This window comes from Nocardia amikacinitolerans NBRC 108937 (assembly GCF_001612615.1).
Classification (GTDB): Bacteria; Actinomycetota; Actinomycetes; order Mycobacteriales; family Mycobacteriaceae; genus Nocardia; species Nocardia amikacinitolerans.
The window spans coordinates 14,275-38,989 of record NZ_BDAU01000022.1; the positions used below are offsets into that span (position 1 = coordinate 14,275).

22 protein-coding genes are annotated in these 24,715 nt (G+C 68.3%); 8 read left to right on the forward strand and 14 right to left on the reverse strand.

Annotation, left to right across the window (positions count from 1 at the left end):
* From NAM01S_RS17990 to NAM01S_RS18000, 3 genes are read right to left on the reverse strand one after another with little or no spacing between them, the layout of a single operon-like run.
* Entirely contained in the window at nt 1–2,373 is a 2,373-nt protein-coding gene (locus NAM01S_RS17990; protein ID WP_067786737.1) for a lysylphosphatidylglycerol synthase transmembrane domain-containing protein, read from the reverse strand.
* A 43-nt stretch (nt 2,374–2,416) separates the two neighbouring features.
* Nucleotides 2,417–3,142, reverse strand: a complete 726-nt coding sequence (locus NAM01S_RS17995) for an SDR family NAD(P)-dependent oxidoreductase (RefSeq protein ID WP_067786739.1) — start codon at nt 3,140–3,142, stop codon at nt 2,417–2,419.
* Nucleotides 3,129–3,887 (reverse strand): 2OG-Fe(II) oxygenase, encoded by a 759-nt coding sequence (locus tag NAM01S_RS18000; protein WP_253799336.1) that lies wholly within the window; start codon nt 3,885–3,887, stop codon nt 3,129–3,131. Before NAM01S_RS18000 ends, NAM01S_RS17995 begins: the two co-directional genes overlap by 14 nt.
* A gap of 118 nt (nt 3,888–4,005) precedes the next feature.
* Here NAM01S_RS18000 and NAM01S_RS18005 point away from each other — a divergent pair, with 118 nt between their 5' ends.
* Nucleotides 4,006–4,593, forward strand: a complete 588-nt coding sequence (locus NAM01S_RS18005) for a GDSL-type esterase/lipase family protein (RefSeq protein WP_067786741.1) — start codon at nt 4,006–4,008, stop codon at nt 4,591–4,593.
* Here NAM01S_RS18005 and NAM01S_RS18010 read toward each other — a convergent pair.
* Both NAM01S_RS18010 and NAM01S_RS18015 read right to left on the reverse strand, forming a co-directional pair.
* Nucleotides 4,559–6,145, reverse strand: coding sequence for a flavin-containing monooxygenase (locus NAM01S_RS18010; protein WP_067786743.1), 1,587 nt, complete (start codon nt 6,143–6,145; stop codon nt 4,559–4,561). The genes NAM01S_RS18005 and NAM01S_RS18010 overlap by 35 nt on opposite strands.
* A 153-nt stretch (nt 6,146–6,298) precedes the next feature.
* The gene (locus NAM01S_RS18015; protein WP_253799339.1) at nt 6,299–7,705 is read right to left on the reverse strand and encodes an ABC1 kinase family protein; all 1,407 of its coding nucleotides are present in this window, start codon (nt 7,703–7,705) and stop codon (nt 6,299–6,301) included.
* Between the two features lie 171 nt (nt 7,706–7,876).
* Between NAM01S_RS18015 and NAM01S_RS18020 the strand changes: the two genes are divergently transcribed.
* Both NAM01S_RS18020 and NAM01S_RS18025 read left to right on the forward strand, forming a co-directional pair.
* Nucleotides 7,877–8,653 carry a FadR/GntR family transcriptional regulator gene (locus tag NAM01S_RS18020; protein WP_067786747.1) on the forward strand — a complete coding sequence of 259 codons (777 nt, stop codon included), beginning with the start codon at nt 7,877–7,879 and terminating at the stop codon, nt 8,651–8,653.
* 460 nt (nt 8,654–9,113) lie between these two features.
* Complete coding sequence (locus NAM01S_RS18025) at nt 9,114–10,091, forward strand: DUF5996 family protein (protein ID WP_067786749.1); 978 nt, start codon at nt 9,114–9,116, stop codon at nt 10,089–10,091.
* Here NAM01S_RS18025 and NAM01S_RS18030 read toward each other — a convergent pair whose 3' ends face one another.
* From NAM01S_RS18030 to NAM01S_RS18050, 5 genes are all read right to left on the reverse strand, one after another.
* Nucleotides 10,092–11,210 (reverse strand): NAD(P)H-dependent flavin oxidoreductase, encoded by a 1,119-nt coding sequence (locus NAM01S_RS18030; RefSeq protein WP_067786751.1) that lies wholly within the window; start codon nt 11,208–11,210, stop codon nt 10,092–10,094.
* Nucleotides 11,211–11,457: 247 nt separating this feature from the next.
* Complete coding sequence (locus NAM01S_RS18035; RefSeq protein WP_067786753.1) at nt 11,458–12,807, reverse strand: WS/DGAT/MGAT family O-acyltransferase; 1,350 nt, start codon at nt 12,805–12,807, stop codon at nt 11,458–11,460.
* Nucleotides 12,808–12,941: 134 nt separating this feature from the next.
* Complete coding sequence (locus tag NAM01S_RS18040; protein ID WP_067786755.1) at nt 12,942–13,583, reverse strand: class I SAM-dependent DNA methyltransferase; 642 nt, start codon at nt 13,581–13,583, stop codon at nt 12,942–12,944.
* 28 nt (nt 13,584–13,611) lie between these two features.
* A complete protein-coding gene (locus NAM01S_RS18045; RefSeq protein WP_067786757.1) occupies nt 13,612–14,502 on the reverse strand; it encodes a DMT family transporter in 891 nt (296 codons plus the stop codon).
* Nucleotides 14,503–14,747: 245 nt separating this feature from the next.
* A complete protein-coding gene (locus NAM01S_RS18050; protein WP_067786759.1) occupies nt 14,748–15,329 on the reverse strand; it encodes a TetR/AcrR family transcriptional regulator in 582 nt (193 codons plus the stop codon).
* Between the two features lie 82 nt (nt 15,330–15,411).
* Between NAM01S_RS18050 and NAM01S_RS18055 the strand changes: the two genes are divergently transcribed.
* The 3 genes from NAM01S_RS18055 (at nt 15,412) to NAM01S_RS18065 (ending at nt 19,152) form a co-directional block, all read left to right on the forward strand.
* Nucleotides 15,412–16,329, forward strand: a complete 918-nt coding sequence (locus NAM01S_RS18055; protein WP_067786761.1) for an ABC transporter ATP-binding protein — start codon at nt 15,412–15,414, stop codon at nt 16,327–16,329.
* Between the two features lie 2 nt (nt 16,330–16,331).
* Nucleotides 16,332–17,978, forward strand: a complete 1,647-nt coding sequence (locus NAM01S_RS18060) for an ABC transporter permease (RefSeq protein ID WP_067786763.1) — start codon at nt 16,332–16,334, stop codon at nt 17,976–17,978.
* 394 nt (nt 17,979–18,372) lie between these two features.
* Nucleotides 18,373–19,152: an acyl-CoA thioesterase domain-containing protein gene (locus tag NAM01S_RS18065; RefSeq protein WP_253799341.1), complete on the forward strand. Its 780-nt coding sequence runs from the start codon at nt 18,373–18,375 to the stop codon at nt 19,150–19,152.
* A 189-nt stretch (nt 19,153–19,341) separates the two neighbouring features.
* Here the strand turns inward: NAM01S_RS18065 and NAM01S_RS18070 are convergent, their stop codons facing one another.
* Entirely contained in the window at nt 19,342–21,045 is a 1,704-nt protein-coding gene (locus NAM01S_RS18070; protein ID WP_067786767.1) for a cutinase family protein, read from the reverse strand.
* Nucleotides 21,046–21,317: 272 nt separating this feature from the next.
* On the opposite strand from NAM01S_RS18070, the gene NAM01S_RS35760 reads away from it, so the two are divergent.
* Nucleotides 21,318–21,521 carry an EF-hand domain-containing protein gene (locus tag NAM01S_RS35760; protein ID WP_067786770.1) on the forward strand — a complete coding sequence of 68 codons (204 nt, stop codon included), beginning with the start codon at nt 21,318–21,320 and terminating at the stop codon, nt 21,519–21,521.
* A gap of 209 nt (nt 21,522–21,730) precedes the next feature.
* On the opposite strand, the gene NAM01S_RS18080 is transcribed toward NAM01S_RS35760, so the two are convergent.
* The 3 genes from NAM01S_RS18080 to NAM01S_RS18090 form a co-directional block, all read right to left on the reverse strand.
* A complete protein-coding gene (locus NAM01S_RS18080) occupies nt 21,731–22,078 on the reverse strand; it encodes a DUF1330 domain-containing protein (RefSeq protein WP_067786772.1) in 348 nt (115 codons plus the stop codon).
* Between the two features lie 118 nt (nt 22,079–22,196).
* Nucleotides 22,197–23,201, reverse strand: a complete 1,005-nt coding sequence (locus tag NAM01S_RS18085) for a DUF6745 domain-containing protein (protein WP_067786774.1) — start codon at nt 23,199–23,201, stop codon at nt 22,197–22,199.
* A gap of 43 nt (nt 23,202–23,244) precedes the next feature.
* A complete protein-coding gene (locus tag NAM01S_RS18090; RefSeq protein ID WP_067786776.1) occupies nt 23,245–23,571 on the reverse strand; it encodes a DUF8820 family protein in 327 nt (108 codons plus the stop codon).
* A gap of 153 nt (nt 23,572–23,724) precedes the next feature.
* Here NAM01S_RS18090 and NAM01S_RS18095 point away from each other — a divergent pair, with 153 nt between their 5' ends.
* Nucleotides 23,725–24,714, forward strand: coding sequence for an STM4015 family protein (locus NAM01S_RS18095; RefSeq protein ID WP_067786778.1), 990 nt, complete (start codon nt 23,725–23,727; stop codon nt 24,712–24,714).
* Nucleotide 24,715: the final 1 nt, after the last annotated feature.

Consider the following 24,715-nt stretch of genomic DNA (forward strand, 5'->3'; position numbering starts at 1 on the left):
TCAGATCATGTTCTTCGCGGTCATCCAGCGCATGGTGAACCAACCGCAGAACACCGGCAGCCAGCAGGTGAGTACGCGGTAGAGCAGCACCGCTGGCACGGCGATGTTCGCGGGCAGGCCGAAGGCGGCCAGACCGCCGATCAGTGCCGCCTCGACGGCGCCGACACCGCCGGGGGTCGGTGCGGCCGAGGCGAGCGTGCCGCCGATCATGGTGACGATCGTGACGGTGACGAACGTGGTGCCACCGCCGAAGGCCTCCACGCTGGCCCACAGCGCACCCGCCATGCCGAGTGTGATGGCGGCGCAGCCCGCCACGATGGTGGCGAACCGCTTCGGGTCCCGTGCCAGCTGGCCCAGTTCGCCGAGCACTTCCTGCAGCTGGGGACGGACCGAAGTGTTCAGCCAGCGCCGCAGTTTCGGCACGAACATGAAGGTGCCGATGATGCCGACGCCGACACCAGCGGCCAGATAGATGACGAGCGGGTCCGGCACGAAATGCGAGAGGTCCGCCGAGGTCCCCGCCACGATGCTGAACAGGATCAACAGGCTGACGTGGGTGATCACCTGCACCGCCTGCTGCAGCGCGACGGCGGCGGTGGCCCGCACCGCGCCGAGCCCGCTCTTCTGCAGGAACCGCACGCTCAACGCGAGACCGCCGACGCGCGCGGGCGTGGTCGTCGCGGCGAAGGTGTTGGCGATCTGCATGACGACCAGGTTGCGGAAGTTCGCCATGCCGGACGCGCACGCCCACAGCGCGGCCGCGGCGCCGATGTAGGTGAGGCTGGAGACCGCGAGCCCCAGCAGCGCCCACCACCAATTGGCCGTCCTCAGCTGGGTGAAGAACGTCGGAACCTGGCTGATGAACGGGTACGCCACGTAGACGAGCCCGATCAGCAGCACCAGCTGAATGATCTGGTTGCGGGAGAACCGGGTGATCTGATCGGCTTCGATCCGATCCTTGCCGGTCTGCTCGCGCACCTCGTCGCGGGTCTCGGAGACGATCGAACCCCACTCCGGAATCGAGACCCGAATACCGGATGGCATGGCCGACTTGGTGAGGCGGCGGGTCGCGGTGAGCACGGTCTGCTCGCCGAGCGCGTCGATGGCGGCGCGCACCGCGGATTCCTTGCCGTAGATCGCGGCCGTGGTGACCAGCAGCTGCGCGATGTCGGACTGGATCTGGGTGTCCGACGCCCCGAACTCGGCGTTGCCGAAACCGCTGAACAGCACGGCGTCCTCGGTGACCCGGATGTCGTCCGGACGCAGGTCGCCGTGCGCGATCCGGCCGGTGTGCAGCGCGTCGAGCGCCTTCCACACCGTGGGCAACCGGTCGATCGGGGTTTCGGCGATCGAGGCGCCGCCGGAGTCGGTATGCGCGTAGAGCATCCAGCCGCGATCCAGCGCCGCCACCGCGATCACCTGCTGACCGGCGAGCTCGAGATCGCCTGCGGCGATCGTCATCAGCGCCCGGTGCTCGACGGCTCGGTGCATGGAACCGTGCAGCGCACCGGTCTCGCTGCTGCGGAAGGTCAGCCAGCGCCAGAGCATGCGTAGCGCGCCGTGGCTGCGCTGGTTCTTGCCGTACATCTCGACGGTCAGCTCGCGCTCCGGACCGGTCACGGCGGTGGCGAGCACCAGCGGTCCCGACCCGGCCGGTCGCACCACGGTGAATCCGGTGACGGTGTGCCCGCGTTTGGCGAGCACACGCACCGCGGCGTCCAACGGAACCTCTAACGCCGGGGTGCCGACCACCCAAACGATCACCGCGCCGACCAGCCACCCCACCGCGAGCCCGAACATCGCCCGCGCGGGCACCACGGTGCTGACCACCAGATGGATCGGCGCGAAGGCCAGCAGCAGGAACCACCACCAGCGCCGCGGCTTGGTCGGCAGCCACGGGCTGGAGACCGTCAGCACCGCGGCGAGCATGGCGATCCAGCGCGGGTCGTCGAGGAACTGGGAGAGGAAGGTGTCCAGCCGATCGGGCACCTGCAGGTGCCACTGTGGCGCGGAGATGCCGGTGCCGGTGATGGAGAGCAGCAGCCCCGCGACCAGCCCGGCCGCGGCGTAGCCGGCGAGCAGCTTCCACGCCCGCCCGATGATCAGCTCGATGAGGATCGCGAACGGCAGGATGAGGATCGCGATGCCGTAGATCAGGTAGACCATGTTGGACTGGTCCGGGGTGAGGAAGTCGACGATCTCGGAGACCGACCGTTCCAGCGCCAGCCATTCCGGCCGGGTGATCACCGAGGCCGCGATCACCACGCCGAGCCACAGCGCCGCCAGCATGACCCGGACGATGTCCGTGGTCCGCCGGATCAGCGGCTGCAGGAGACTACCCGTTACCGGGATCTCCCGCCCGTCGACTCGCATGTGTTCACCCTGCCAGAGGCGGTGCCGCGACGGCAGGGCGGGCTCAACTGGCGACGACGCTGTACACGCCTCCGGTCATCGCGCCGGTGTCCAGCTCGAGGATCGCCTGCAACACCTTCTCCGTCGGCACCCGGGCAGGGAAGCTGTCGGGAGCCACCGCGTTGGCGCGGACTCCGAACTCGGCGAACTCCGCGGCGAGGTGCCTGGTCAAATGGTTCAGCGCCGCCTTGGACGCGGCGTACACCGCCTGGCCGCCGGGATACACGTTGGACCCGGACAGGCTGGAGACGTTGACGATGTTCCGGTTGCGCGCGCGGTTGCCGTCGATGTCGTGCATCCAGCCGCGCTGCGCCAGTCGAGCCGAGAGTCGCAGCGGCACACCGACGTTCAGCGCGAACTGGGGTTCGAAGTCGTCGATGGCGGAGTCGCCGTCGACGATGCCCTGCGGATGCAGCCGCAGGCTCGCGGCATTGTTGACGAGCAGGTCGACGCCGCCGAACTTGGCGAGCGCCAGATCGATGACCCGGTCGACCTCACCCGGCGCGGTGAGATCGGAACGGATCAGGAAGACCCTGGATTCGTTCTCCGGCACCGTGCCACGCGGGTCGAATGGATCGACGAACCATTCGTGTTGCGAGGGCGTCGCCGGGATGCGGGTGCCGCAGACGGCGACGATGTCGTAGGCGGTGTAGAGGGCGCGGCAGAAGGCGTCGCCCAGGAGGCCGCCCGCGCCGGTGAGCAGACAGACCCGCCGGTTACCACTGGACAATGCGGTCTCCTCCCCAACGCTGGATCGCGTCGTCCTTCGGCCGGTGCAGCCACATCACGATGCTGTTGCGCGCCGCTCGGTTGTAGCCGAGGTAGGTGTGCCAGGAACGCGGCGAGCACTCGAACAGCACCATCGAGTTGTCCAGCGGCGGCACCGCGAGCGTCGGGGCCGGGTCGGCGATGTTGGCGTACAAGCCGGTCTCGCCGCCGTCGCCCGGCTGCCATCCCGGATTGCCCAGATAGAACAGCACCGCGACCGCGCGCACCGTCTCCCGCGCGGTGACGCCGTCGGACTTCGCCCCCGTCTTCGTGTCGACGCTCGGGTCCGGTAACCGCACCTCGCCGGGGCCGGGGGCGGGACCGGAGAACCACGCCGGATTCAGGTCGTTGTGCGGCCAGCCCGCCGGGCTGTCCGGCGGATGGTGGTGGATCGACCCCTCCACGTCGCCGGTGACCTCGACCCCGGCCACCGACGCGATGAGGTCGTGCCATTCCCGCGAGGTGAACAGCGCGAGCGGTCCGTTGCGCAACTCGGCCAGCGGGATTCCGCTGGCACTGTAGTTGGTGGCCACCTTCGAGAACGACTCCGCTCGCGCGGCGCGCACTCGTTCGTACTCGGCGGCGAGTCGCTGGTAGAAGTCCTCGACGAAGACGTCGCGCACATACACGTGCGGAAACGGCTGCGATCGCCGGATCCAGCGCCGATGCGCGAACAACTCCGTAAACCACGCGGGCGCCTGACTCACCGTTTCCCCTGACAACGTCACTCCCTCCCGGACGAACACGCCGATCTTATTGCCTTCGTCCGCCGAATTTCGAGCGGCCGGGATTCCGCAGCGGGACCGGTCGCGAGAGGATCGACCGGTGGTTCGTGATCTTCGCATCTGTTTCGTCGGTGACTCGTTCGTCGCAGGTGTCGGCGATCCCCGCTGCCTCGGCTGGGTCGGCCGTCTCGGCGCCGCTGCCATGCCGTTCACCGGGTACAACCTCGGCGTGCGGCGCGAGACCTCGGCGGACATCGCCGCGCGTTGGCAGGCCGAGTGCACGCCGCGGCTGCCCGAGGGAACCGACGCAAGGGTGGTCTTCTCGTTCGGCGTCAACGACACCGTGCTCGAAAACGGTTCGCCGCGGGTGGATCCCGACGAATCGGCGGACAACCTGACCGGACTGCTCGCGCGCGCCGCCGAACGCGGCTGGCAGACAATGGTCGTCGCCCCACCGCCCGTCGACGACGACGCCCACAACGCAAGGACCGCCCACCTCGACGAGCGTTTCGCCGAGATCTGCGCCGATGTCGGAGCGCCGTACGCCCGCGTGCACCACGAACTGCGCGCGAACCAGGTGTGGATGCGGGAGGTGCGCGAAGGCGACGGCGCGCATCCCGGCGCGGCCGGTTACGACGCGATCGCGGAGCTGATCATGCCGGTCTGGCTGAAGTGGTTGTCCCGCTGAGCGTTTCGGAGTTCAGCGACCGATAGTCGTAGTCGTCCAACGGAAAGCGGCGATTGCCACGCCGAGCCTCGAAGAATCCGGACGGGCGCACATAGGTCGTGTCGCCGCGCGAGTTCCGGTAGTAGGTCGGCACGTGTCCGTTGAGTTCGGCCAGGTAGTACCGCAGCGCCGCACCCCTGCGATGGATGTCGCGGTGGTAGGCGTCGTGCCGGGAGCGCTTCACCTCCACCGCGGTCGCCGCGCGCCGCTTGGCCTCGGTGATCGCGCGGACGGCGTGGTCGGCGGTCATCTCGACGAAGGCGTGCCAGCCGCTTCCTGTCCACGAGTACGGCCCGACGAGGGTCCAGCGGTTGGGTAGACCCGGTACCGAAACACTTTGGTAAGCCTGCAATCCGCGCTCGGACCAGAAGATACCCAGATCGAACCCGTCACGTCCCACGATGGTCCCCGGCCGGTAGGTCTCCGGATCGGAGAACACCTCGTAGCCGGTGGCAAGCACGATCGCGTCGAATTCGCGCAGCGCGCCGTCGCGAGTTCGGATGCCCGCCTCCGTGATTCGCTCGATGCCGGCGGTCACCAGCTCGACGTTCGCCCGGTTGAACGCGAGCGGGTAGCCCGTCGACATGGTGGGCCGTTTGGCGATCGGTCCGTAGTTCGGTGTCAGCCGGCGCGCGGTATCCCGATCGCGGACAACCAGATTCAAATATCGCCGATAGGCCGCGAGGGCCGCGCCGTCCAGTGCGCGCATGGCGGGCTTGGCCAGCCAGAGCGGAGCGGAGGTGCCGGTGCGCAGCACGGCGTCGATCGCGACGAGTGCCGCGCCGTGTCCCGCGGCGACCACACCCGGCACCGCCGCGATCGCGCGCATGGCCGTGGGGACCGGGAAATCCGGCTTCGGGATACACCACACCGGCGTGCGCTGGAAGACCGCGAGCGCGCCGACCTCCGGCGCGATGGACGGCACGATCTGCACCGAACTCGCGCCGGTGCCGATCACCGCCACCCGCTTGCCGCGCAGGTCGTAGTCGTGATCCCAATCCGAAGGACGCAGGATCTTGCCGCGGAACGATCGCACGCCGGGTATGCCGGGATCGTCCTTGGGCCGCACGAACGCGCCGACCGCGCTGATCAAGAACCGGGCCGTGCGAATTCCGCCGTCCGCGAGGTGGAGTCGCCACAGGTGCGCGCCCTCGTCCCATTCCTCGCGCTCGACGGTGCTGCCGAACCGGATGTGCGGATACAGCCCGAAGCGCCGCGCCACCTCGATGTGATACCGCTTCACCTCCGCACCGTGCGGAAACAGCCTGGACCACTCGGGGTTTCGTGCGAACGAGTACTGGTAGGCGTAGCACGGGATGTCCACGCCGAGGCCGGGGTAGTGGTTCTCGTGCCAGCTGCCGCCCACCTCGTCGGCGCGCTCGAGCACGACGAAATCATCGATGCCCGCCCTCTTCAGCTTCACGCCCGCGGCGATACCGCCCGGGCCCGCCCCGATGATCGCGACCTCGAATTCCGGTCGCTCGACGGGACGCGGGCTCGCTGCGCTCGACACGACTTACCTCCGTTGGTAGGGCTGAACACCGCTGCGGACGAAGTCCGTCCACAGTCCGCGCACGGCCGGAGCGGGACACGGAGGTACGCCTACCGCGAGAGTAGCAGTGTCCCAGACGGGAATCCAGCGCGATCTTTCCGGACTTCGCGCAGGTCAACCCAGGGAAACCTGCGCCGAGTCGGCCGCGCGAAGCAGGGAGATCGGGGCGGTAGCAACCGGCGGGGCGGGCGCCGGGCCGTGTGCGATCTCGTCCAGTTCCGGGTACCAGCGCGCGATCTCGGCGCGGTACGGCCCCTCGGTGCCCAGCTGGCACAGCGCGCCGATCAAGGTGAGCATCGAGCGCGCGAACGGCGTCATGTACACGGGGATGGTCATCTGCCGGATGATGTTCGACAGCCGCGGATTGGTCAGCCGCAGAACGTGTTTGCGCAACCACGGGGTGCTGAGCCGATAAGTGTCGTGATTCAGCGGCTCGGTGCACGGAGCGATGGTCGAGAAGAGCGCTTCGGCGTCGAAGGCGCGGCCGGACTGGACGAATCCGTGCCGCCGTGCCGCCGCCTCCAGTTCCCGTGGCCCGCCGCGGAAGACCGCGCGCACGCAGTCCTGCGCCAACTCGTCGAACCCGTCCGGCGGCCAGACCGCGCACGCCCCGAAATCGACGACGCCGAGCCTGCCGTCGGGCAGCACCCGGAAGTTGCCGGGGTGCGGATCGCCGTACAGCAGACCGCTGCGCGGCCAGGCCGACGCCATGAAACGAACCATCAGCATGCCGACCCGGTCTCGTTCGGCGCGGGATCCGGACTCGATGACGCGGGTGACCGGCGTTCCGTCGAGCCATTCGGTCACCAGCACATCGCCGTGCCTGGCGATCACCCGTGGGACGTGGATATCGGGGTCGTCGGCGTACGCGGTCGCGAACGCCTCCTGGTAGCGGGCCTCGGCGGCGTAATCCAGTTCTTCCAGCACGCATTCGGTGATCGCCGCGAGTACGCCCTCGACGTCGGCGCCCGGCAGGAAGACATTGGCCAGCGCGGAGAATCGGCGCAATTGCTCGAGATCGCCCGCCACCGCCGCGCGGCCACCGGGATACATCACCTTCACCGCGACCGGCGTCCCGTCGCGCCAGACCGCGCGGTGCACCTGGCCGATCGAGGCGGCCGCCGCGCGGCGCTCGTCGAATTCCCGGAAATGCCAGCGCCAGTCCGGGCCCATGCTCGCCGTCATGGCGGCGTCCACGGCGGCGGGGAGCATGGCGGGCGCGGCGTCCTGGAGGCGGCTCAGCGCGATCCGGTAGGGCTCGGCGAGTTCCGGTGGCAGCGCGAGTTCGTAGATCGCGAGCAGCTGGCCGAGTTTCGCCGCGCAGCCCTTGAGTTCGCCGAGCACCTCGAAAATGTGCTGGGCGGTGCGCAACTGGATCTCGCGGTCGACCTCCGCGGCGGAACGGCCCAGCGCCCGCTTGCCGACGCCGACGGCGCGACGGCCCGCGAAGGCCACCGGAACCCCGGCCAACCTGGCATTGCGCACCGAACGACGGACCGGAGGCGCACCATCTGTTGGCACCGCGAAAAGGCGTCTACCTCGGGATTCGGTGCCCGGGGGCGCAGGCCGACGGCGAATGGCCATGAATCACCTCACACTGTGCACGGATCAGTGTTACACAGGTGCAGTCTCGCACAGCAGGGCTTAGACTGTCTGGGACGTATTGGGAAAACAGTCGAAAGGTGGCATCCGATGGGATCCCAAACGGTAGTCGCCGACGTTGCCGACGAGTTGGCGCGCCGGGTTGCCGCGGGGGAATATCAGCCGGGGGATTTGATGCCGTCGGTCCGCCAGGTCGCCGAAGAATTCGATATGAATCGCGCGACCGCGCAGTTGACCTTGGGCAGGCTGGAATCGTATGGATTCGTCGAGGCGCGTCGCGGTAAGGGTTTCACCATTCGCGATGTGCGGGAGGCGGGCGGCCTCGACGTGTACCGCCATCTGTTCCGCTTCTCGGTGCCGATGCCCGACGTCGCGATCCAGATGTTCCACGACATCGTCGACGTGCAGCGCGGCATCGTCATGGAAGCGTTGCTCGCCTACACCGCGAGCGAACAGGAGATCGACCCGGCCGAGCTGAAGGCGGCCATCGACGAGCTGGAAGCCCTTGCCCGCCTGGAGGTTCCGGACTATCGCCAGATCCTGGCGATCGAGGTCGCTCTGGTCCGGCGTTTGCTGACCGCCCTCGGGCTGAGCATGCAGCGGGCGATCATGAACACCATCGGCGAGATGGTGCTCGAGGTGCCCGAGGCGATCGAGGCGTACTTCGCGGGCGCCGCCGACCTGCACGTCCTGGTGTGGCGAGCGCTCGTCGCGGTCTGGGAATCCGGCTCGGGCCCGTCGGAGGCGCAGCTCGCGCTGTTCGAGGACCTGTTCGGGATGTACCACGACAAGGTCATCGCGCGATTCGAGGAACTGCTCGGCGGCGGGGAAGCCGAAGTCGAGGACGCGCACGCGGCGACCGCCTGATTCGGGGAAAACGTACAAATCGGACTGTCTGAGTCCAGCCCTTCCGGGCGGTCGCGCGATTCGCGGCTCTTCGGCGACTTGGTCACTTGTTCATTACGTATCTCGGCTTACTGCGTCTGAGACAGGTATTCTGAGTCTGGCTGGACGGCGTCGCCGACGCGCTCGGGGCTACCGCCGCCGCTGTCCGATCACGGGGAGGCGTGATGGGTGCGGCCGGATCCTCGACAGCGCGCGGCGACCCGCGGACTCGGCGCCGCAGCGCACGGCGTCGGGCCGTCCCGTCATCGGACTGGCGGGGGCGGGTGTGCCTACTCGTGGTGTGGATCTCCGGGGGAGTGCCTACCAACGGAAAGCACGGCCTGCCGGTGCGCCGGCTCCGCACAAGTGCGCGGGGTGGGGCGGGCAGGCCGACCGAACGATTTGCCAGCGAATTGCCGGAGTCGGTCGTACCGTTTTCGTCATGACCGAGCCAGCAGAATCGCTGCCCGCCATACCGCTGGAATCCTGGCGTCCTACCAAGGACACGCTGCACCGTTTCGCCCAGGTGGTCGGCAAGGTCGCCCTGGCCAAGGGCATCCGCCGCAACCACTGGTGGCACATGACCTTCCGGCTGACCGCCCGGGGCTGGACCACCGTTCCGCTCGGCACCGCACGCAACGGACCGGTGTTCACCTGCTCCTTCGACTTCTTCGACCACGTGCTGCGCATCGCGACCGATCGTGGCGTCGAGGTGGAGATCGACCTGCTCCAGCAGTCCGTCGCCTCCTTCTACACCGACGTGATGGGTGGACTCGGCGACCTCGGCATCCAGGTCGTCATGCCGCACCCGCACCCCTTCGACCTGCCCGACTCCGACCGGTGGTTCGAAGAGGACACCGACCACGCCGCCTACGATCCGGACAAGGCGCGCAGGGCGTTTCGCGTGCAGAGCCAGGTCGGGCGAATACTGGAGGAGTTCAGCGCCACCTACTCCGGCAAGATCAGCCCGGTCCAACTGTTCTGGCACACCTTCGATCTCGCGGTGCAGCGGTTCTCGCCGCGCCAGATCGACCTGCCCGCGACCGTCGATTCCGTTACCCGCGAGGCCTATTCGCGCGAGGTGATCAGCGCCGGATTCTGGTTCGGCGACGACAAGGTGCCCGAGCCGACCTTCTACTCCTACGTCGCGCCGGAGCCCGACGGGCTCGCGGACCGGGCGCTGAAGCCCGCGGGCGCGCGCTGGGTCGCCTCCGGCTCCGGCCATTCCGCGTACTACGCCTACGACGACGCGCGCCGCACCGCCGACCCGGTGGGCGCGGCACTGGAGTTCTTCCAATCCGTCTACGCCAACGGCGCCGAGCTCGCCGGATGGGATGCCGACCGGCTGGCCTGCTGGGGCGGCATCACCGATCCGGTGCTCGAACAGAAGGCGGCGCGCTGGCCGGAATGGCCCGCGTGATCAGCCGTTGAGCTTGTTGAGGCGGTCGCACGCCTCGACGTACTCGTTGATCAGCCGCTGGACCACGTCGGCGGAGCGCTCCACCTTGGTCATCATGCCGACCACCTGACCGACCGGGTTGAAGTTGACGTCCTTCGCGGCCTCCGGGTACCGGTGGCCGCGCTTGACGCCGTCCAGCGCCACCATCATCTGCAGCGGCATCGGCAGCGGGTCCGGGGTGTCGGCCGACTCCCACGCGTCGGTCCAGTCGTTGCGCAGCATGCGGCACGGCTTGCCGGTCCACGAGCGCGAGCGCACGGTGTCGTGGCTGCTCGCGTCGATGTAGGTCTGCATCTGCGCGGGCGGCACGTTGGCCTCCTCGACCGTCAGCCACAGCGAGCCGGTCCACGCGCCCGCCGCGCCCATGGCCATGGCAGCCGCGACCTGACGGCCGTCGCCGATGCCGCCTGCGGCCAGCATCGGCATATCGCCGATCGCGTCGATGACCTGCGGCCAGAGCACCATGGACGAGATCTCGCCGCAGTGCCCGCCGCCCTCGGTGCCCTGGCAGACCACGAAGTCCAGGCCTGCGGCCTTGTGGTTGAGCGCGTGCTTGACCGAACCGCACAGCGCGCCGATCAACCTGCCGGAGCCCTGGATCTGCTCGATCACGTCCGCGGGCGGCGTGCCGAGCGCGTTGGCGACCAGCTTGGCCTTGGGGTGCTTCAGGATGACCTCGATCTGCGGGGCCACCGTGGTCGCGGTCCAGCCGAGCAGCTGGTTGTGATGCTCCTCTGCGGGCAGGCGCGGGACGCCGTGATCGGCCAGGATCTTCTCCGCGAAGTCGCGGTGGCCCTGGGGCACCATCTCACCGAGCTTGGCTTCCAGCTGCTCGGGGGTCAGGTCGTCGATGCCCTTGCCCTCGTACTTGGAGGGAATCACCAGGTCGACGCCGTACACGCCGTTGACGTGCTCGTCCAGCCAGGCGAGCTCGACCTCGAGCTGTTCGGCGGTGAAGCCCACCGCGCCGAGGACGCCGAGCCCACCGGCATTGCTGACCGCGGCCGCCACGTCGCGGCAGTGGGTGAAGGCGAAGATGGGGAACTCGATCCCCAGCCGGTCGCAGATTTCGGTACGCATCGGGTGCTGGTCTCCCTTACCTACGCCGTGACCGGATCGCAGCGGCCGCGGACGTTCTAGAACGGGTTACATAGTTGCCGCGCGGGTTTCGCCTCGCGGGCGACGGACTGCCGCCCCGACCGGCCGAATCCGCCGAACACCGCGGGTATCGCCATGCCGCGGCGGCGTCGTCATCGACCGGTGGGGGCACCATAGGTCGACAGTAACACGTTCTAGTTTTGTCGCGGTACCCCTTCCTCGGGCGGGGCTAGATCGCGTTCTCCAGCTCCGCGAGCGCGCCCTCCAAGTGGTCGAGCATGCGGTGCAGCTGCGGCACGCTGCGGCGGCAGCCGACCAGGCCGAAGTCCAGATTGTCGGCGTTCGAGGTGAGCGTGATGTTCACGGCCTGGCCGTCGAACGGGATGGAGAGCGGGTAGATGGCGTCGAGCCGGGCGCCGTTCCAATACATCGGCTCGCGCGGGCCGGGCACGTTCGAGATGACGATGTTGAACGGCGGGCTCGTCCACGGGATGAGCGCGGGGATCAGGTTCAACGCGATCGGGCTGACCATCAGCGCCGAGAGCGCCATCGACTGCACGGGCGAGAGCTCGCTGTAGACCTCTTTGCTCTTCTGCATCGACTCGCTCACCGTCCGCAGCCTGGCGATCGGGTCGGCCAGATCGGTGCCGAGGTTGCACAGCAGCGCGCCGACCTTGACGCCGTTGGTCTCGGTGTCGTCCGGCGTGCGCAGCGACATCGGCACCATGGCGATCAACGGCTTGTCCGGCAGCGCGTCGCGCTCGGCGAGGTAGGTGCGCAGCGCGCCGGCCGACATCGCGAGCACCACGTCGTTCATCGTCGTGCCGGTCGCCTTGCGCACCTGCTTGATCCGCTCCATCGGCCAGGAACGAACGACCGAACGCCGAGCGCCGCCGATGGGCACGTTGAACATGGTCTTCGGCGCCTCGAACGGCAGCGTCACCTGCTGTTCGCGCAGCGCGGTGCGCGCCGCACGGAGCAGCGGCGAGGCGGAAGCGGCGGCGGAGACGAGAGTTCTTGCCGCGCCGAGCAATCCGGTATTCGACGGCTCCTTCTTGCGTCCCGAGCGGGGCAGGTTCCACGGCACCCGCGCCTCGGTCGACGTGGGGTCGTCGGTCAACGTGCGCTGGAGCAGCCGCTGTGCCGAGACGCCGTCGATCAAGCCGTGGTGCATCTTCGAATAGAGTGCGAAGCGGCCGTCCTTCAGACCCTCGATCAGGTGCACTTCCCACAGCGGACGGTGCCGGTCGAGCAGCGAACTGTGCAGGCCGGAGGCCAGCTCGAGCAGCTGCTCGTGGGTGCCGGGGGCGGGCAGCGCGATGCGGCGGACGTGGTAGTCCAGCTCCACCTCGTCCTCCAGCGTCCAGGCCAGCTGTGGCGAGCCGAGCAGATTGGCCGGGCGCTTGCGGAAGGTGGGGTGAATCTCGCGGCAGGACAACAGCTTTTCGTGCGTCTCCCTTGCGAACTCCGGACCGGCCCCCTCCGGCGGTTCGAACAGCTGTAGCGAGCCGACGTGCATCGGGTGCTCGCGGGATTCGGCCAGCAGAAACACGGCATCAACCGGTGCGATGAATTCCATGTATGAGTCGCCCCCTGACGACGGTGGAGATCTTGTGCAATGAACAATCGACCACGTTGTCGGGTGGGACGCACCACAGAAACCTACGCACCCGTACCAAACCTACCCGGCGGTACCCGGGGGCGTGCGCCGAATCAGCGCACCGGCTTCGCAACCATCAGGTATGCCTGATCGAACCGCTCGTCGGGGTCCGGCGCGCGGACCATTCTGGCGATCTCCGTGAAGCCCGCTTCGCGTACGAGTCCGGCAAGCCGGTCAGGTGACCAACGGTAGGCTCGAGTCACTTTGTGGTCGAAGGCGAGTACGGTGTCCGCGGCATCCGCCGCCTGGAATGCCAGCAGTGCGTGCCCTCCCGGCCGGAGTACCCGGTAGAACTCGTTCAACACGTGCGGCACCCGCTCCGGCGGGAGGTGGATGATCGAATACCAGGCGACGAGTCCGGCCAACGCGCTGTCCTCGATGGTGAGTTCCTCCATCGATCCCACCTCGAAGCGCAGGCCCGGAAACTCGTTGCGCGCCAGTTCGATCATGCGCGGCGAGAGATCCATGCCGAAGACCGGGACGCCGAGCGACTCGAGGTGCCCGGTGATTCGGCCGGGGCCGCAGCCGATGTCGGCGACCGGCCCGGAACCATTGGCCCGCAGCCGTTCCGCGAACGCGCCGAGGACGGCGCGGTCGAAAGGCTGGGCCGCCAGATGTCCACGGAAGAGCCCGGTGTAGAGCTCGGCAATGTCGTCGTAGGCCGTGCGGGTGGCGTCGACATCGGCATGGGTCAAACCGGAACTCCTTTGCGCGAAAGGTGTCTCATGGCGTCGCGGAGAGCGCGGGGTCGTCCTGCGGAGCGGCGGCGCGAGACTGCCGTGTTCCGAGGAACGATCCGAGCACTACCAGCGGGAATCCTATCGCCATCCCGGCGGTCAGCGGTTCGTTCAGCAGCGTCACGCCGAGCACGATCGCGACCGCCGGGTTGATGTAGGTGATCACCGTGGCGCGCGCCGGACCGACCTCGCCGATCAGCGCGAAGAACAGCAGGAACGCCGCCGCCGTGCAGACGATCGCGAGGCCCAGCACCGACAGCGAGGCATCCGCGGGGAAGTGCTCGGGCCTGCGCAGCGCGGCGAACGGTGCGTAGAGCACCGCCGCGAGCAGCAGCGAGGCGGTGACCACGCCCATCGGCGGTAGATCCGCGAGCGAACGGTTGATGACGATCGGGCCGACGGCATAGCCGATGGTGGTCAGCACGATGGCGCCGATCGCCGCCGGATTCGACAGGTCCACGTCGAGGCCGACCAACGCGGCGACGCCCGCGAAGCCGACGACCAGGCCCAAAAGCCTTCGCGCGTCCATCGTTTCGTGGCCGAGGCGGGACACGATCAGCACCGCGATCAACGGCACCGCCGCGATCAGCAGGCCGACGGTGGAGCTGTTGAGCGTCGTCTCGGCGTATCCGATGAGGAACCACGGACACGAGATCTCCACCAGTGTGTAGAGCAGCAGCGGTCGCCAGCGTCGGAGGACCGGTCGCAGCGCGTCGGTGTACAGCGCGATCGGCAGCAGCAACAGGCCGCCGATCAGCGTCCGGCCGAACGCGACGAACGCCGGGTCGAAGTCCTCGACGGCGACCGCGATCATCGCGTACGGCACACCCCAGATCACGCCCATCGCCAGAAACAGCAGCCAACCGCGCTTGCTCATCGCGCCGTCCCCCGAGCCGTCGCCGCAGATTTCATGCTCTCGCTCGCTTTCGATCCACGAGGAGCCTAGCGGGTGATCCCATGATCCGACAGATCCGATTTCGCTGGGCGACCGGTCATTTCGGTACGTCGATTCCGTTGGGTTCCGACGCCGGTGTATTGCGCAATAGGGCGGCGCGGCAAAGACTTTCGCGAGCGTCCGCCGATCGCAACCGAATAGGCGAACCTGACCGGTACGCGGTTGGGTCAAGTGCGCGGGGTGCCCCACAGGTTGCGCAGAAGGACCCAGGCCTGATCCGGGTCGGGCGTCCGGCCTGCCTTCATCTCGGCGGCGCCCCAGCCGTCGACCGCCCGAAGGACGGCGGCGGTGGCGGCGACGAGGAGGTTGCGGTCGGTCTCGACGGTGATGAGTCCGATGGCGATCCCGTTCGTGACGAAGTCGGCGATCCAGGACATGAACGCGCCCTGCTCGCGCAGCAGGAAGGCCGGATCGATCAGCGCGAGGTCGGCGGGGTGCGTTTCGATGTGGGCGCGCAGCCGCTGCTCGACGGTCTTCAACTGCGCCCAGAACTCGGCGTCGTCCGCGACCTGCCGCCACGTGCCGAGCACCTCCGCCAGGCGGGCGGCGACGTCGTCGAGTGCGGTGTAGAGCAGGTCTTCGCGGCCGTCGAAGTAGTTGTACGCCGAGGATTTCGAGATGCCCGCCGCCGCGATGATCTGGTTGTAGGAGGCGGTTTCCACGCCGTCCTCCGCGAAGATCCGCTGCGCGACATCGAGGATGCGGCGTTGTTCGTCGGCGGGTAGCCGGGTGAAGCGGGGGAGCGGCATGCACACATCCTAGGGCCTAGTCGTGCGCACCTCCAGTGTGTACCATCGGTACACACTGACATTCTGAAAGGTGGGAGCGGCTATGGCCGACGCCGTCATCGAAACGATCGGACTGCGCAAGCGGTTCGGCGACTTCACCGCCCTCGACGGGCTCGACCTGCGGGTCGAGGCGGGCGAGGTGCACGGATTCCTCGGGCCGAACGGCGCGGGCAAATCGACCACGATCCGGATCCTGCTCGGATTGATCCGGTCCAGCGGCGGCACCGCGCGCCTGCTCGGCGGCGATCCGTGGCGCGACGCCGTGCGGCTGCACGACCGCATCGCCTACGTCCCCGGTGACGTCTCGCTGTGGCCCGGTCTCACCGGCGGGGAATGCCTCGACGTGCTCGCCGCCGCACACGGCGGGTTCGACCGCGCCCGCCGCGACGCCCTCGTCGAACGGTTCGAGCTGGATCCGGGAAAGAAGAGCCAGGACTACTCCAAGGGCAACCGGCAGAAGGTCGCGCTGGTCGCGGCGTTCGCCTGCGACAGCGAGCTGCTGATCCTGGACGAGCCGACGTCCGGCCTCGACCCGCTGATGGAGCAGGTGTTCCAGCAGACGCTGGCCGAACGCAAGCGCGAGGGCTGCACCGTGCTGCTGTCGAGCCACATCCTCGCCGAGGTCGAGGCGCTCGCCGACCGGGTCAGCATCATCCGGCGGGGACGGACGGTCTCGACGGGGACGCTGGACGAATTGCGCCGTCACACAACGACTCACGTGCACGCCGTCACGACCGCGCCGCCGGGGTTGGACGACGTGCCCGAGGTCAGTGCCGTGCGCATCGAGCGTGACGGCGCCGGGTACGCGGTCTCGTTCGGCGTCGACGCCGGGCAGGTCGGGGCGGCGGTCGGCGCGCTGCACGCGGCGGGGTTGGTGTCGATCACCGCGAATCCGCCGAGCCTGGACGAGTTGTTCCTGCGCAATTACGCGTCCGCCGACGTCGAGACGGTGGGGGTGTAGCGATGCGCGGATTCATGGTGATGGCGGGTGTCGGCTTGCGCGGCAGCCGTCAGCAGATTCTCTGTTGGGTACTCGGACTCGCGGCGGTCTTCGCGGGGACCGTGTGGTCGTTGGACAGCCTGTATTCCACGCCGGAGGAGCTGGCGAGCTATCGGGCGGCCACCGAATCGGGCACGGCGTTGTTCGCGATCAACGGCAGGCCTTACGGACTGGATGATCTCGGCGGTGTCATCGCGTACGAATTCGGGTTCATGAGCGCACTCGCCTTCCCGCTCATGGGAATTCATTTGGTGGCGCGGATGACGCGGCGCGAAGAGGAATCCGGGCGGGCGGAGTTGCTGCGTGCCGGATCCGTCGGCCGGGTCGCCGGAGTCGCCGCGGCGGTCGTGCTGACCGGTTCCGCGCTGATGGTGGTTTCCGTATCCATGGTGGCCGCTTTGCTGATGGCGGGCCGGGAATTGCCTGGCGCCCTGCTCTATTCGGTGGCGCTGTTGTCGCTCGGCTGCTGCTTCGCCGCGATCGCGGCGTTGGCGGCGCAGGTGGTCGCGTCGGCGCGAAACGTCCTCGGAATCTGTCTCGCCGTGTTGATCGCGGCATTTCTGCTTCGCGGTATCGGCGACGTGCGCGGCAACGGGCTGGTGTGGCTTTCGCCGATCGGCTGGGCGGAGCAGGCGCGCCCGTTCGGTGCGGCGCGGTGGTGGCCGGTGCTGCTGGCGTCGGGTTTCGCCGCGGTGCTTTTCGGCGCGGCCTGCTGGATCGCGGGGCGGCGCGACCACGGCGCCGGTGTGCTCGCCGCCCGTCGCGGACCGACATCGGCGGCACCGATATTGCTGCGGCCGTTGGGCTTCGCTCTGCGCAGGCATCGCGGCGGCATCGTCGCGTGGAGCGTGATCGGTGCGCTCGTCGCCATTTCGTTCGGTGCGCTCGCCGACGCGATCCGCACCGTGATGGCGGACAACGCCGCCCTCCAGGACGTCTTCGGCGGCGGCAGCGCCGATCCGGATGCGTACCTGTCGTTCGTCGTTGTGCTGCTGGCCTTGATCGTCGCCGGATTCGCGGTGCAAGGGGTCGGCCGGATCGCGGAGGACGAGCCGGGCGATCGGCTGGAACCCGTGCTGGCCGGACCGGTTTCGAGGTCGCGATGGTTGTCCGCCGAGGTATTCACCGTCGCGTGCGGCACCGTCGTGGTCGCCGCGGTCAGCGGATTCGCACTCGGCGTGAGCGACGCGCTGGCGGTGGGGGATTCCTCGGCCGTGCCGCGCCTGACCCTCGCCACACTCTCGTACCTACCGTCCGTCTTCGTACTCCTGGGACTCGCCGTGGCGCTCTACGGCATTCGCCCCGCCGCGTTGTCCGCGAGCTGGGCAGCCTTCATCGGCGCAGCGCTGATCGCCACCCTCGCCGACACCCTCCGCCTCCCCGAATGGACCCGCAACCTCTCCCCACTGGAATGGGTCGGCCGCACTCCATCCGAACCCGTCTCCCCCTGGACCCTGATCGCCTCCGCCACGCTAGCCACGATCTTGATTGCCCTGGGCCGCAACGCCTTCAACACCCGCGACATCCCAATGCGCAGCGGCCCAGGCCTGCTCCGAACGCTGCGAACCGTACGCCTATCCCGCCCAGCGCCCACCCATATCCCGTCCTAACCCGCGCACCGACCCATCACCACCCTCGCAGCCCCGCTACACGCCTCGCAGACCTTGCAACCTCTGCGAGGCGTCAAACCCCCTGCGAACCCACGCCGACCTGCACGCGCCACCCACAATCGCGGCACACATGCGCGTCCCACACACCTTTCACACGCCTCACACAGCCGGTGCCTATGCGAGGCGTCGAATGCCTATGTGGCGCAGTGATACGGCTCGCCGATTCGGGTCGCTCCGCCCGGTCGGCGACGCCATCACGCCCTAGCGTGCCGACCCGCTGGTGCGGACCGCGTCCGCCTCGCACCTGTAACGTGTTTCACTTCGGGTCGGGTAGGCGGTCCGGAGGGGAATCGGCGCAATGGTGAGTTTCTTTGTCAGGCAAGGCGATCAGCTGGTGGCTGAGAAGCTGGCGGTCAGCCCGTGGGCACCGACCAAGCTGAGCGGGACCGGCGTATGTGGCCTGCTCGCTCGTGAAGTGGAGGCCCACTGCCCCGACGGCTTCGTCCCGGCTCGGCTGACAGTGGACCTGTACCAGCCTGTGGCCAACGCACCGTTCGAGCTGCGCAGCAGGGTTGTTCGGCGAGGTTCACGGATCGCCGTCGTCGACGCCGCCATGGTGCAAGACGGCCACGAGCGTGCTCGGGCATCGGTTGTCTTCCTGGCCACCGGCGCCGAGCCCCCAGGGCAGGTGTGGCGTGCGACCCAAGACCTGCCGATGCCTCCGGAGGGCTGCGTGTCCCCGGAGGGTTCGCCGCCGTTGTTCAAAAGCGGTGAGCGCGAATGGACTTCCGACTTCGCGGCGAATCAGAACGCCGAACGCAAGGTCTCCTGGCACAGCCTGCCGCCACTGGTCGCCGGTGAGCCGATCACCCCGTTTCAGCGGGCCGCGATTCTCGGCGACGCCACCAACCACGTGTGCCACTGGGGATCCGAAGGCGCCGGCTACATCAACGCCGATGTCACCGTATCGCTGTCTCGTCTCCCGATCGGCTACGAACTCGGGCTTCGCGCCGACAACACCATCGCCGCCGATGGCATCTCTGTCGGCAGCGCCACCCTCTACGACCGCACCGGAGCGGTCGGCACCTGCGTGGTGACCGCTCTGTCCAACGCACGCCGCCAAATCGACTTCGCCACCGTTGCAACCGGCGAACTCGCCCCGGGACCGCGCTGACCGCGGTCGGGCGCGCTATCCCACACACCTTTCACACGCCTCACACAGCCGGTGCCTATGCGAGGCGTCGATTGCCTGTGTGGCGGCTGGGCGATTGGCTCACAACGCACAACGCCTTCACGATCGGTGATCGTGAAGGCGTTGTCGGGAGATGTCGGCGGCTGTTCGGTGGCCGCCGACATCGCCGGGCTACCGGGTGGCCGTGGTGGTCGGCGCCGGGGTCGTGGTGGTGGGTTGGGTTGTGGTCGGCTGGGTGGTGGTCGGGGTCACGGGCTCGGCCGGCGCCACGGTTTGGGCGGGGGCCGCGACCGAGGTCCGCGCCTGCGGGTTCGCGGTCTCCGGAGCCGTTGTGGTGCTGGAGGTTTCGGACGTGGCCGGAGGCGTTGTGGTCGGCGCCGTGGTCGTCGGTGCGACGGTGGTCGTCGTCGACGTTGTGGTCGGCGCGGTGGTGGTTGTGGTCGGCGCGGCCGAGGTCGTCGTCGTGGTCGAGGCGGACTTCGGCTTCGTGGCCGACTCCACTGCCTCCCGCGCGGCGGCGAAATCGGTGGCGTCGGGCTCGGAGGACTTGTCGATCGTCTCGCCCGCCTGCGCCTGCTTCGCCAGATGGGTCAGCCACGCGGCCGCGTACTCGGCGGAGGTCAGCGGCCTGCCTTCGCCCGGGTTGGCGTCGCGCCAGTAGTCGAAGTGGTGGCCGGTGTGGTCCGGTCCGAGCGTCAGCTTGTACGGGTCGCTCATGATCACCGGGATGGTGTTCTGGTTGGTCACGACGAGACCGATGATCTCGTTCAGCACCTTCTGCGGCAGGTAGGCCAGCGGCGACATCTGCTCGGTCGAGATCGAGTCCGCCTTCGCGGGCTCCTTCGGCTGCTGACCCGGCTTGTACTCGGGGTCGGAGACCCGCAGCAGGACCTCGAGGAAGGTCTCGTCGCTCGCCATCCAGTTCGGCTGCGAGGCGATGTCCGCGAACGCCGCCATCGCGATCTGTCCGAGCACGACGGCGACGTCCATGCCGTTGGTCGGATTGAGTCCTTCGCGTTCGAGCTGGTCGACATTGATCTGCCTGCCCACGTTCACCACGAGCTGCAACAGCGAGATGTTCTCCGGAGCCGCGCAGGTGAGGTCGCCCTCGGAGCAGAACGACGCGATCTTGCCGTTCAGCTTGCCGAAGTCACCGCTGGTTCCGGGCAGCGCGCCCTGGCCCGAGACCGGCGTCCTGCCGTCCTGATACTGCTGGTCGAAGCCGTCCGGGTTGCTGAACGGATCTTTCGAGCCGGGGAACGGCCCGTCGCCGGCCGAGCGGCCCGAGTCGGCGAGGATGACGACACCGAGCACGTCGTCCGGATCGACGATCGCCGGATCGCCCTCCTCCTGGTGCCCGATGTTCATCGCCACGCGGCGGACCACGTCGGCGCCCTCGCTGTAACCGACGATCGAGAACTTGGTGTCCGGGCAGGCCTGCGCGATCTCCCGCATCACCTGCTGGGTGTTCGCGACGCCCGCGTTGACGGCGTCCTCGTAGGTGGCCATGTTCGCCGGATAGGCGATGTAGACCGCGGCGTAGGAGCCGGGCTCGACGTCGTCGGCCGGAGCGTTCACGACCGGGTCGACCCACCGGCTGTTGTGGTCACCGGCCAGCGCGGCGGGCAACTCGTTGCCGTTGGCGTCGACCAGCAACTTCGTGGTCCCCGCCGTGGGAGTGTCGCCGCGACCGGCGACCGAGATGGTCACCATGTCGTGGCACTCCGTGACCGAAGCCCTGAGCTGTGTATCCGCCGTGTGCGGCGGTGAATTGATGGCGAACGACGCGGCGACTATCGCCGCCACGCCGAGAACAGCTGGTGCGGCAACGGCCGAAGCGATGCGATGCCGCGCGAAGAACTCGCGAAAAGCCATGTCCCGATCCCATTCCAGTACCGACAGGTGGACAGGCCCCCCGACGGGCCATGTGTCACCAAGCACGTCGCGCTTCGACCGGCGAGCGTTACTGTGATCGATTCCGCACGGACGCCGACCCAGCCGGGGCGACAGCATCTTCGGGCGGATCCATGGTGACCTCCGGAAGCGGTCCGCGCGGGTCGATCGCGGCGGTATATTCGACAGGCTGGAGGCTCGTAGTTCGACCAGAAGATGGGACACCATTCGGACAGCTACGAAGGAGAGTCGCCATGGCCGACGCCACGCAGATCTTCGCCGAAATCGATCTCGATGATGACGGCTACATTTCCGTCACCGAGCTGAAGGAATACCTCAACCGCACCCGCTCGACCAGCGATGCGGCCGGCTCCAGGTATTTCGGGTTGCTCGACAAGAACAAGGACGACCAGATCAGCTTCGAGGAATTCGAGAAGTCCTACCTGGCCGGTCGCTAGGCCGCATCGCAACGAAGCCTTCTCACGGCTATCGCGAAGAACGCCTGGCCACGGTCGGTTTCGGGTCGGCCGGAGCGATGCCTGCGCCGCACCGTGTCCGGATCTCCCCACCGACCGTGGCCTCGGGTGATGGAAACGCCGCCGCGATAGCCGGTCTTGTCCGCCGACCTCACGCCTCGCGACCTCGAGTCCGCGATGAGCTCAGCGGACTACCCGGCGGCCGCGGCCTCCCGGATCGCCTGTGCGGCCGCGGTCGGGGTGTAGTCCTCGGGGACCCCTTCGACCATGATGATGTCGCCCTCGATGTGCCGCGAACGCAGCGGCGCGATCTCCCGGTACGCGGGCGAGTCCCACCAGGTCCGCGCCTCGTCGATACCGGGAAATCCGATCATCACCACGCCCCCTGGCCAGCTGCCCTCCTTCACCTCGTGCTGCGTGGCATGAACCAGGTAGCGTCCGCCGTACGGCTCGAAGGTTCCGGGCAGGCGTTCGATGTATTCGGCGATCTCCGCATGCGGCGCCGCGTCCTGCAGGTGGGCGATGACATAGGCGGGCATGGGCGTCCTTCCGGTCCAACATCTTTCGTGATACCGCAAGCGTGGCACGGGAACGGACCGAGATCGATTACCTGACAGGTAAGCGCCCGTCCCCCAACGATTCCGGATCGAGGTGTTCTCAGGTCTGCCGGAGCGGCTGGTACTCCTCGGCGTCGAGACCGAATGTCCACGCGACGCCGGCGCGGGCGGTCTCGGTGTCCGGCGGCACCCGCAGCCAGTAGGTGCGGCTGGTGCCGTCTGGTTCGGGGGTCGAGTTGATCACCTCCACCATCACGACGTCCTCGTCGCCGTCGAGTTCGATGCGCCAGAGCACGCCGGTCTCGTCGCGGTGGATCGGTCGCGCGCCGGATTCGTCGAGGTAGCGGTCATATCCGTAGTACTCGAGCATCACTCGGCGCAGTTCGGCGTTCTCCTCGGCGCGGATCCGCTCGGGGGTCAGTGCGCGCAGGTCGTCGAGGAATTCGGCGGGGATCGGCATGCCGCGCCAGGCGAACAGGGCGAATCCGTCGGCGTAGGCGAGGGCTGGGCCGTCTCCGTTGTCGAGCCGCCCCGCTTCGTCGCGGTGCAGTGCGGTCGGCCGCTCGCTGATCACCGCGATCTTCTCGTAGGGCCACCACCAGCCCGCCTCGCGGGCGACGCTCGCCGCCGCCGCCAACGGCTCACCTGGCTCGGTGCCGAACGCCGACAGCCACGCGGCGTCGTGCTGACCGAGGACGGCGTCGAGCAGCAGCAGGCGAATCGCGTTCCGCTCCTTGCGGTTACCGCCCACCTCGTCGATGACACCGGCCCGGATTCGATCGACCACTGCGGCGGTCAGCTCCCAGAGGTCCGCGCCGGTCTCCCGCCAGTGCGCACTGAAACCCGTGTGGCCGAGTTCGGCGTTGACGCGGGCGCGTTCGGCCGCCAGCGGAGCGTTGCGCAGCGCCTCGCGGACCGATGCGCCGGTGTCCTGCGTGGCCCGCAAGATCCGGACCGCCTCCAAGGGCGAGCGTGCCCACACGATGGTTTTCGGCGTATCGAGCCCGGCCTGCTGGTAGGCCGCCCGCACCGCGTCCTCGGCCGCCGCCCGGTCCCCGGGCCCGGTGGCCGCCGACACCGACCGCCATTCGTCACGCTTCGTCACACGCTCTCTCGATTCGGTTGTCATCGAACGCCTTTCAATGCGGTCAGTCGGCAACGACACGGACCGAGCCGGGCACGTACTCCCGCTGGCGCACCACCCGGAACCACCCCTTCGGCAACGTGATCGCCGCGTGCTCCTCGTGGACGACACGTCCACCCTCCGGCAGATGCAGCAGCATCGGCCCGGTCGCACCGGCTGCGCGGATCAGCCTGCCCGGACCCTGCACGGCGTGCGCGTGTCCGGTGACCTCACCGAGTGCGAGCACCAACCGCCCGCGCGGATCACGCGCCACCGAAGGTGCGTGCAGAAGTTCCTGCGGTACAGCACTTTCCGTAAGAGGTGCGATCAGGACATCGCCTTGCCGGTACATGAAGTTCCTCCCGTCACGGCGCGAGTTCGGCGCCGTTGTCCCGAGACCGTAGCGACGGCCACCGACAAACTGCCCGGCTCGCCCCGCTGTCGGTGTGGCTTGGTAGAAACCTCGTGACGATCACGGCACTGCCAGAAGGGGCGGGGACATCACATGACCATCGGCGACCATTTGCAGGAGTTCGGCGGCCTGCCCGCCTTCGCCTTCCCCGATGCCCCGGCGGCCGACGCGAAGAAGAAAAAGAAGCCGAAAAGCATTGTGCTGCCGGAGCCGGATGCTGTCGCGTGGCGACTGAGCGTGGAAACCTATGACGCACAGGAAACATGGCCGGAGTGCTTCGCGCGCTTCGTCGGTGCGGTCGATACGACGAAGGTCACCGCGTTGATCGTCGGGACGTGGCAGGACGTGTACGACAACGGGCCCGGCGAGGTGATCGAGACTCTGTGCGCGGCCAAGGACCGGCTGCCCGCGCTGCGCGCCCTGTTCCTCGGCGACATCGTCATGGAGGAATGCGAGGTCTCCTGGATCAACCAGGGCCTGGTCACCCCACTGCTCGAAACCTTCTCCGACTTAGAGGTTTTCGGTGTTCGCGGCGGTCAGAACCTGGAGTTCCCCGCCGTGCGGCACGAACGCCTGCAAACTCTCGTCGTGGAGAGCGGCGGCCTGCCCGCCGACGTCGTGCGCGGCATCGGAGCCTGCGACTTTCCCGCGCTCACACACCTGGACCTGTGGCTCGGCACGTCGGAGTACGGCGGAGACAGCGAGGTGGCCGACCTCGCGCCCATCCTGTCGGGTGACCGCCTGCCCGAGCTGAAGCATCTCGCCCTGCGCAACAGCGAGACCCAGGACGACATCTGCGCCGCCCTCGCCGCGGCGCCCGTGGTGGCCCGGCTGGAGAGCCTGGACGTCTCGATGGGCGTCCTCACCGACGACGGCGCGGCGGCGCTGCTGTCCGGTCAGCCGTTGAGCCACCTGAACTCGCTCGACATGCACTACAACTACCTGTCCGACGAGATGCGTAATCGGCTGCGCGAGACACTGGAGCCCGCCGGCGTCCGCCTGGATCTCGACTCCGACGACGCCGAGGAGGACAGCGACGAGGACGACGGAACCGTCTGGCGGTTCGTCTCCGTCGGTGAATGAG